Annotated in this window: 9 protein-coding genes and 1 pseudogene; 3 read left to right on the top strand and 7 right to left on the bottom strand. The window is 69.7% G+C overall.

Features of this window, described 5'->3' with window-relative positions; all coding sequences use genetic code 11:
- The 3 genes from ACO1X9_RS10460 to ACO1X9_RS10450 all read right to left on the bottom strand — a co-directional run.
- Positions 1–93: cation:proton antiporter regulatory subunit (locus ACO1X9_RS10460; protein WP_486350774.1), on the bottom strand; the 93-nt coding region annotated here is incomplete at its 3' end.
- Positions 94–128: 35 nt separating this feature from the next.
- Positions 129–1,850 carry a glycerol-3-phosphate dehydrogenase/oxidase gene (locus ACO1X9_RS10455; RefSeq protein ID WP_486350773.1) on the bottom strand — a complete coding sequence of 574 codons (1,722 nt, stop codon included), beginning with the start codon at positions 1,848–1,850 and terminating at the stop codon, positions 129–131.
- A gap of 22 nt (positions 1,851–1,872) precedes the next feature.
- On the bottom strand, positions 1,873–2,205 hold the full coding sequence (locus tag ACO1X9_RS10450) for a VOC family protein (RefSeq protein WP_486350772.1): 333 nt from the start codon (positions 2,203–2,205) through the stop codon (positions 1,873–1,875).
- A 53-nt stretch (positions 2,206–2,258) separates the two neighbouring features.
- On the opposite strand from ACO1X9_RS10450, the gene ACO1X9_RS10445 reads away from it, so the two are divergent.
- Positions 2,259–2,747: a TetR/AcrR family transcriptional regulator gene (locus tag ACO1X9_RS10445; protein WP_486350771.1), complete on the top strand. Its 489-nt coding sequence runs from the start codon at positions 2,259–2,261 to the stop codon at positions 2,745–2,747.
- A 10-nt stretch (positions 2,748–2,757) separates the two neighbouring features.
- Here the strand turns inward: ACO1X9_RS10445 and ACO1X9_RS10440 are convergent, their stop codons facing one another.
- The 4 genes and pseudogenes from ACO1X9_RS10440 to guaB form a co-directional block, all read right to left on the bottom strand.
- Positions 2,758–3,879 carry a GuaB3 family IMP dehydrogenase-related protein gene (locus tag ACO1X9_RS10440; RefSeq protein ID WP_486350770.1) on the bottom strand — a complete coding sequence of 374 codons (1,122 nt, stop codon included), beginning with the start codon at positions 3,877–3,879 and terminating at the stop codon, positions 2,758–2,760.
- A gap of 9 nt (positions 3,880–3,888) precedes the next feature.
- Positions 3,889–4,716, bottom strand: a complete 828-nt coding sequence (locus tag ACO1X9_RS10435; RefSeq protein WP_486350775.1) for a hypothetical protein — start codon at positions 4,714–4,716, stop codon at positions 3,889–3,891.
- 57 nt (positions 4,717–4,773) lie between these two features.
- Positions 4,774–4,887: pseudogene (locus tag ACO1X9_RS10430) on the bottom strand (hypothetical protein); the annotation flags it as partial.
- Positions 4,888–5,084: 197 nt separating this feature from the next.
- Positions 5,085–6,587: an IMP dehydrogenase gene (gene guaB / locus ACO1X9_RS10425; protein ID WP_486350769.1), complete on the bottom strand. Its 1,503-nt coding sequence runs from the start codon at positions 6,585–6,587 to the stop codon at positions 5,085–5,087.
- A 217-nt stretch (positions 6,588–6,804) separates the two neighbouring features.
- On the opposite strand from guaB, the gene ACO1X9_RS10420 reads away from it, so the two are divergent.
- On the top strand, positions 6,805–8,139 hold the full coding sequence (locus ACO1X9_RS10420) for a branched-chain amino acid ABC transporter permease (protein WP_486350768.1): 1,335 nt from the start codon (positions 6,805–6,807) through the stop codon (positions 8,137–8,139).
- Between the two features lie 3 nt (positions 8,140–8,142).
- On the top strand, positions 8,143–8,444 hold a 302-nt coding region (locus tag ACO1X9_RS10415; RefSeq protein WP_486350767.1), incomplete at its 3' end, for an ABC transporter permease subunit.

Below are 8,444 nucleotides of genomic sequence, written 5' to 3'. Positions count from 1 at the left end.
GTGAGTGATGACGCCGACCTTGCCGCCGTCTTCGCACACGAAGGTGTGGAGCACCCCGACCCCGGGGAGTTTGACCCGCCGCACATCGACCATCCCCCGAGTCTACGAGCGGGACTCGAGCGGTGCCGTCAGACCGGATCGGGGGCGGTGAGCCGCACGCGGTCGGCGGACGCGTCGTCGGGCTGCTCCTGGCTCGCCCGCTCGGCTTCGACGCGCTTCAGGTAGAGGGCGACCTCCCGCTCGACGCGGGCGGCATCCCACCCGAGCGCCCCGGCCATGAGCTGCGCCGCCACGGGCGCCGCTGCGACGCCGCGGTCCCAGGACTCGATGGAGATGCGGGTGCGGCGCGCGAGCACGTCGTCGAGGTGGAGCGCGCCCTCGTGGGTCGCGGCGTAGACGACCTCGGCGCCGATGTAGTCGTCGGCGCCCGGAAGCGGGTCGGCGAGCTCGGGGCGTTCCCGGATGAGGTCGAGCAGTTCGTCGGTCATCACGCCGTAGCGGTTCAGCAGGTGCTCGACGCGTACGCGGTGCACCCCGTAGGCCTTCGCGATCTTGTGGCGCTTGTTCCACGCCGCCTCGTAGCCCTCGGCGCCGAGCAGGCCGATGTTCTCGGTCACGCTCTCCGAGATCGACCCGTCGAGCGCGCGCACGGCTTCGTCGATCGCATCCTTCGCCATCACTCGATAGGTGGTCCACTTGCCGCCGGCGACGACCACGAGGCCGGGCACGCTGTGCGCGACGATGTGCTCTCGGGAGAGCTTGCTCGTCTCCTCGCTCTCGCCGGCGAGCAGCGGCCTGAGTCCCGCAAAGACCCCCTCGACGTCGTCGCGCGTGAGCTTCGTGGCGAGCACCGAGTTGACGTGCTCGAGCAGGTAGTCGATGTCGGCCGCCGTTGCCGCAGGATGCGCCTTGTCGAGATCCCACGTCGTGTCGGTCGTGCCGATGAGCCAGTGCCGACCCCACGGGATGACGAACAGCACGCTCTTCTCGGTGCGCAGCAGCAGCCCGAGCTTGCTCTGGAACCGGTCGCGCGGCACCACGAGGTGCACGCCCTTCGACGCGCGCACCTTGAACTGCCCGCGCTCGCCGACCATCGCCTGCGTCTCGTCGGTCCAGACGCCCGTCGCGTTGACGACCTGCTTGGCGTGGATCTCGAACTCCTCGCCCGTCTCGCGGTCTTTCGCGCGCACCCCGGTGACACGTTCTCCGACCTTGAGGAAGCCGACGACCTCGACGCGGCTCGCGACGTGGGCGCCGTAGAACGCCGCGGTGCGGGCGAGGTTGGCGACGTAGCGGGCGTCGTCGACCTGCGCGTCGTAGTAGGTGAGCCCGCCCGTGAAGGCGTCGGGATGCAGGCTCGGCGCCGCACGCAGCAGCTGACGGCGGGTGAGGTGGCGGTGATGCGGCACTCCCGGCGGCCGGCCGCCCGTATAGGAGAACCCGTCGTAGAGCAGCATCCCGGCGCCGATGTAGGCACGCTCGACGAGCCCCTTCGTGAGCGGGTAGAGGAACCGCACGGGCTTCACGAGGTGCGGCGCGATGCGCTGCAACAGCAGGCCGCGCTCGATGAGCGCCTCGCGCACGAGACGGAAGTCGAGCTGCTCGAGGTAGCGGATGCCGCCGTGCACGAGCTTGCTGCTGCGGCTCGACGTCCCCGACGCCCAGTCGCGGGCCTCGAGCAGCCCCGTGCGGAGGCCTCGGGTGACGGAGTCGAGGGCTGCCCCCGTGCCGACGATGCCGCCGCCGATCACGAGGATGTCGAGCTCCTTCGCGCGCATGTTGCGCAGCGATTCGGCGCGCTCGTCGGGTCCGAGTCGCGTGGATCGGGTGACCGTCGTGCGCGGCGCCATGCCCCCAGCTTAGGAGCGTGCTCTACTCGGCACCCGCTTGGTCGAAGACGTAGAACGCGTTGCCGGCGGGGTCGGCGTAGCGCACGACGGCGCCGTCGGGGATCTCGGAGACGTCGCTCAACGGCGTGAGCTCGGGGTGCGCGGCGACCCAGGCTGCCGCGTCGTCGACGATGTACATCGGCCCGGCGGGGTCGGTGTCGACCGAGACCATGATCTGCACGTCGGTGTCGGGGAGCGCGAAGGCGACCGTGTGGTCGCCCTCCCGCCAGGACTCGTCGAGGCCCAAGGTGTCGCGGTAGTACGCGAGCGCGGTGGGCAGGTCGGACACGGGTGCGTAGACGAACGTCAGCTTCATGACACGCAGCATAATGACGTTACGCTTGGGCGTAAAGCGATTACGTTGAGTCCGTGCGCGAATGGATCCCGGTCCCGGGGACGAGCAAGGGGCGGCTCGTCGAGGCCGCCCTCGCCGAATTCGCGCGCCGCGGCTACGACGAGGTCGGCGTCACCGAGATCTCCGCCGCCGCCGGCGTCACCGTCGGTTCGCTGTACCACCACTTCGGCAGCAAGGCCGGGCTCTACGACCTCGTGCGCGACGACGTCGAGCGCCGGCTGCTCGACCGCATGGAAGGCGCCTGGGACGCCACCCCGTCACTCCCCCGCGCGGTCGCCGTCGGGTTCGACTACCTCGTGCGCGCCGGGTTCGCACGCCTGCTGTCCGAGCCGCATCCCGACCGGGGCGTCGACGCGGTCGAGGACTTCTTCGGCGAGCGCGCCGACCGCGACGGGATGCCGGTGGGCCGCCTGCTCGCCGCCGCGTGGCGCGGAGCTCTCACGGCATCCCTCGACGACGCCGACGCCGCGCGGGGCGCGCTGCTCGCGCTCGTGCCGGAGTAGCCCGGACCGGTCAGCCCTGGTGGTACGGCGCGACGACGACCTCGACCCGCTGGAACTCCTTGAGGTCGGAGTACCCCGTCGTGGCCATCGAGCGGCGCAGAGCGCCGATGAGGTTCATGCGACCGTCGACCGTGTCGGCCGGACCGAAGAGCAGCTTCTCGAGCGGCGCCGTCGTGCCGACCTCGACGCGGTGGCCGCGCGGCAGTTCGGGGTGCCGGGCCTCGGAGCCCCAGTGGAACCCGCCACCCGGAGCCTCCTGCGCACGCGCGAGCGTCGAGCCGAGCATGACGGCGTCGGCGCCGACCGAGATCGCCTTGACGATGTCGCCCGACGTGCCGAGACCGCCGTCGGCGATGACATGCACGTAGCGTCCGCCCGACTCGTCGAGGTAGTCGCGGCGCGCGCCGGCGACATCCGCCACGGCCGTCGCCATCGGGGCGTGGATGCCGAGGCTCGTGCGGGTCGTGCTCGCGACCCCGCCGCCGAAGCCGACGAGCACACCCGCGGCACCCGTGCGCATGAGGTGCAGCGCCGCCGTGTAGGTGCTCGCTCCGCCGACGATCACGGGCACATCGAGCTCGTAGATGAACTTCTTCAGGTCGAGCGGCTCGGCGTTCTTCGACACGTGCTCGGCGCTCACGGTCGTGCCGCGGATCACGAAGAGGTCGACGCCGGCATCCACCACGGTCTTGTAGTGCTCCTGCGTGAGCTGCGGGCTGAGCGCTCCGGCGACCGGCACTCCCGCGGCGCGGATCTCCGCGATCCGCGCCTTGAGCAGCTCGGGCTTGATCGGCTCGGCGTAGATCTGCTGCAGCCGCGCCGTCGCCCCCTCGGCGGCGAGTCCGCGGATCTCGGCGAGCGTCGCCTCGGCATCCTCGTAGCGCGTCCACACGCCCTCGAGGTCGAGTACGCCCAGACCGCCGAGCTGCCCGATCGCGATCGCCGTCGCTGGGCTCACGACCGAGTCCATGGGTGCCGCGAGCACCGGGATGCCGAACGTGAAGGCGTCGATCGTCCAGCTCACGCTCACGTCCTTCGGGTCGCGCGTGCGCCGACTCGGAACGATCGCGATGTCGTCGAACGCGTAGGCGCGGCGGGCTCGCTTGGCGCGGCCGATCTCGATGTCGCTCACCCGTCGAGCCTACCCGGGGCTACTGGTCGCGCTTGGCTGGATCAAAGCGCGCTTGGACCCGCCGAGAGCTGGGTCCATCCGCGCGGAACCCCGTCTGGGAACACGGGCTTCGGTCAGCAGCAGCGTCAGCTCGCGGTGATCGAAGACGTGCGACCACAGGATGCGCACGACGCCGTGGGAACCCACGCGCAGCCTGTCCTCGCGCTTCTTCTCGCGCCACAGCACCTCGGCGGGATCACCCTTCGAGTACTCCGCTCTCGTGTACTTCTGCTTCCCGTCGAACTCGCCGTACACCCACGAGCCGTCGACCCGGCGCCATCGGAAGTCGACCCTCATCTCACCCTGACGATCCACGACGACGACCTGCAGGTCCGGCACCGAGAAGCCGAGGATCGCGACGACGGCGCGCACCGCCGACTCGCCGCCGTTCTCCGCTCGCGCATCGGCGAAATCGATGGCGGAGTACGCCGCCGACCGACCGTAGCGGCTCGACCTCGACTCGAGCGCCGCGAGGAGTTGCTCCCGGGTCACGCCCGCACGAAGAGCGAAGTCCGCGGCCATGACCCCCTGCACGAAGCCCAGACGTGAGGCCAGATCGACGACGGTCCATGCGAGCGACGTCACGGGGAGTCCATCCACGACGTCCCGCGGAGCGCCGCGTGCGCCGATCGAGGTGCGTCGCACGCCAGGCTCCGACTTCCCACCACCGCCGTACGGCACCAGGAGATGGACCTCGGCGGGCAGGTCATCGATCGTCGGGATGCCCCAGATGGCGGCGGCCGAGAGCCCCGTCAGCAACGGGGCGTCGACGTCTGCGACCACTGCAGCGGCCCGCACGAGATGACGCTGTCTGACGTCGAGCTGTTCCCAGACCCTGCCTGCGCAGTAGGCGCCCCGACGGACCCTGACGAGGTCCGTGCTGCGCACTGCGCGCCGGATCGCTTCCCGTGTCAGTCCGTATTCGAGCAGATCACGTGTCCGGAGAAGGAGTTCGCGAGGTTCGGCCATCTCCGCAGGATGCTCGCGCGGGCTCGGCGTTCGAACGCTCTCGTCCCTGGGCGGGGAGAAGTCGCCGCGCCGCGGGCTGTGAAGGCCGCCTGAAACGCTCCGCCCAGGGTGCTGGGACGGGATTCAGCGTGCTTGGACCCACCTCGTGTTGGGTCCAAGCACGCTCGGCTGGAGCCAAGCGCGAAAAGGGGCAGCCCTTACCGGGAGTAGTTGGGCGCCTCGACGGTCATCTGGATGTCGTGCGGGTGCGACTCCTTGAGACCGGCGGGGGTGATGCGCACGAACTTGCCGCGGGCCTTGAGCTCCGGGATGGTGCGCGCGCCGACGTAGAACATCGACTGCCGGAGGCCCCCCATGAGCTGGTAGACGGTCGTCGACACGTTGCCGCGGTAGGGGACGCGACCCTCGATGCCCTCGGCGATGAGCTGGGCGTCGGAGGGCACATCGGCCTGGAAGTAGCGGTCGCGCGAGTACGAGGTCTTCTTGCCGCGGTCGCTCATGGCGCCGATCGAGCCCATGCCGCGGTAGCTCTTGAACTGCTTGCCGTTGACGTACATGAGGTCGCCGGGGCTCTCGTCGGTACCGGCGAGGAGCGAACCGAGCATGACGGTGTCGGCGCCGGCGACGAGCGCCTTCGCGATGTCGCCCGAGTACTGGAGGCCACCGTCGGCGATGACCGGGATGCCGGTCTCGCGCGCCGCGAGCGACGCCTCGTAGACGGCGGTGACCTGGGGCACGCCGACCCCCGCGACGACGCGCGTGGTGCAGATCGAGCCGGGGCCGACCCCGACCTTCACGGCATCCGCACCCGCGTCGATGAGCGACTGCGCGCCGGACCTCGTGGCGACGTTGCCGCCGATGACGTCGATGGCCGCGAACGCGGAGTCGCGCTTGAGCCGCGCGATGATGTCGAGCACGCCCTTCGAGTCGCCGTTCGCGGTGTCGACGACGATGATGTCGACGCCCGCGTCGCGCAGCTGCCCCGCGCGCTCCCACGCGTCGCCGAAGAAGCCGATCGCCGCACCGACGCGCAGTCGCCCCGCGTCGTCCTTCGTCGCGTTCGGGTACTTCTCGCTCTTGTCGAAGTCCTTCACCGTGATGAGGCCGCGGAGGATGCCGTCGCCGTCGACGAGCGGCAGCTTCTCGATCTTGTGCTGCGCGAAGATCGCGACCGCGTCATCCGGATCGATGCCCACGGGAGCCGTGATGAGCGGCATCTTCGTCATGACGTCGCGCACGAGCGTCGACGACGTCTCGAACGGCGAGACGAAGCGCATGTCGCGGTTGGTGATGATGCCGACGAGGCGCCCGTCACCCTCGACGACGGGCACGCCGGAGACCCGGAACCGCCCGCACAGCTCGTCGACCTCGGCGACCGTGGCGTCGGGCGTCGTCGTGATCGGGTTGGTGATCATCCCCGATTCGGAGCGCTTGACCTTGTCGACGTGCGCCGCCTGATCCTCGATCGAGAGGTTGCGGTGCAGCACCCCGAGGCCGCCCTGGCGGGCCATCGCGACGGCCATGCGCGACTCCGTGACGGTGTCCATCGCGCTCGACAGCAGCGGAGCGCTGACCGTGATCCGGCGGGTGAGCCGGGATGCCGTGTCGGCTTCGCTGGGGATCACGTCGGTGTGTCCGGGCAGCAGCATGACGTCGTCGTACGTGAGTCCGACGAATCCGAAGGGATCGGGCTGGTCCATGGTGTCCTCGCAGGCAGGGTGATGACGCGAATACGAACCCGGCTGCTGCACTGGAGCCCGGTACTCGATCTTAACCGTTTGGCACCTCGAGAATTCCGGCCCATACTGGGGCGACCCGGTTCCGTGCCCCATTCGAAACACGGAAGCAATAATCGGGGGCTAGCGTCAATGCCGACGTGCGTCCACCAGACGCGCCCCGCCGATCCCTGGAGGTTCCGTGACATTCGCCCGATCGGCGACCGCACGCCCCGACCGCCGCAGGAAGCGCCTCGCCGGCGCCTTCGTCGCCGTGCTCGCCGGGCTCATCGGTCTCCAGCTGCTGACGCCTCTCACGGCGTTCGCCGACGAGGTGGACACCGATGAGTACCCGTACCGCGTGAGCGGCAACGTCCAACTCGACGGGGAACCCCTCGAAGGCGTGGAACTCAACGTCGAGGGGAACGGCATCGACACGGATGTCGAGACCGACGAGAACGGGCAGTGGGCGGTCGGTGTCCCCGAGCGCAACGCCGACTACACCGTCACCCTCGACGAGTCGACCCTCCCCGAAGGCATCGCCGTCGTCGATGAGACCAGTGAGTCTCCCAACGTGAAGGAGGTCACGGTCGGCCCCGGCGGGCGCGTGACCGCCAACTACTTCATCGGCGAAGGCACCCGCAACGTCACGGGCCTGTTCGACATCGTCATGCAGAAGATCGTGACCGGCCTCTCGTTCGGCCTCATGCTCGCGCTCGCGGCGATCGGCCTCTCCCTCGTGTACGGCACGACCGGCATCTCCAACTTCGCGCATGCGGAGATGGTGACCTTCGGGGCGGCAGTCGCCTTCCTGTTGTCCTCCGCCGGGGTGCCGATCTTCGTCGCGATCGGCCTGGCCGTCGTTCTCGGCGGCGGCCTCGGCTTCGTGCTCGACGCGGGCATCTGGCGGCCGCTCCGCCGGCGCCGGCTCGGCCTCGTGCAGCTGATGATCGTCAGCATCGGACTCTCGCTCGCGCTGCGCTACACGTACCAGTACTTCATCGGGGCCGAGACGAAGCAGCTCGAGGGCGCGGCGTCTCCGGCGATCCCGCTCTTCGGCTCCGTGTCGATGACCGTGATCGACATGGTGAGCATCGGGATCAGCGTGGTGACCCTGCTCGCGTTCGCCGCGTGGCTCGTCTTCTCGCGGCTCGGCAAGGCGACCCGCGCGATCTCCGACAACCCGTCGCTCGCCGCCGCCTCGGGCATCGACGTCGACCGCGTCGTGCGCGTCGTCTGGGTGATCTCCGGGGCTCTCGCCGCGCTCGCCGGCGTGCTGTTCGCCTACTACCGGCCCGGACTCAAGTGGGACATGGGCGCCGAGGTGCTGCTGCTGCTCTTCGCCGCGGTCACCCTCGGCGGACTCGGCACCGCGTTCGGAGCCCTCGTCGGTGCGATCGTGATCGGCCTCGTGGTCGAGCTCTCCACCCTCTGGATCCCGGCGGACCTGCGCTTCGCGGCGCCGCTCGTCGTGCTCATCATCATCCTGCTGTTCCGCCCCCAGGGAATCCTCGGGCGCCGCGAGAGGATCGGTTAACCCATGGACTGGACTCAGATCCTCTCGAACACCGCGTCGAGCATCATCTCGCCGGCGACGATGGCCTACGCGCTCGCCGCGCTCGGTCTCGCCGTGCACTTCGGCTACGCGGGCCTGCTCAACATGGGTATCGCGGGCTTCATGGCCCTCGGTGCCTACGGCTACGCGATCTCGATCCTCACCTTCGGGTTCCCGTGGTGGGGCGGCGTGATCGTCGGCATCGTGGCGGCGCTCATCTTCGCGCTCATCCTCGGCATCCCGACCCTGCGGCTGCGCGGCGACTACCTCGCCATCGTGACGATCGC

Source organism: Pseudolysinimonas sp. (assembly GCF_057350545.1).
The sequence above is the reverse complement of the archived record's forward strand: the minus strand, read 5'-3'. Positions and strand labels throughout refer to the sequence as shown.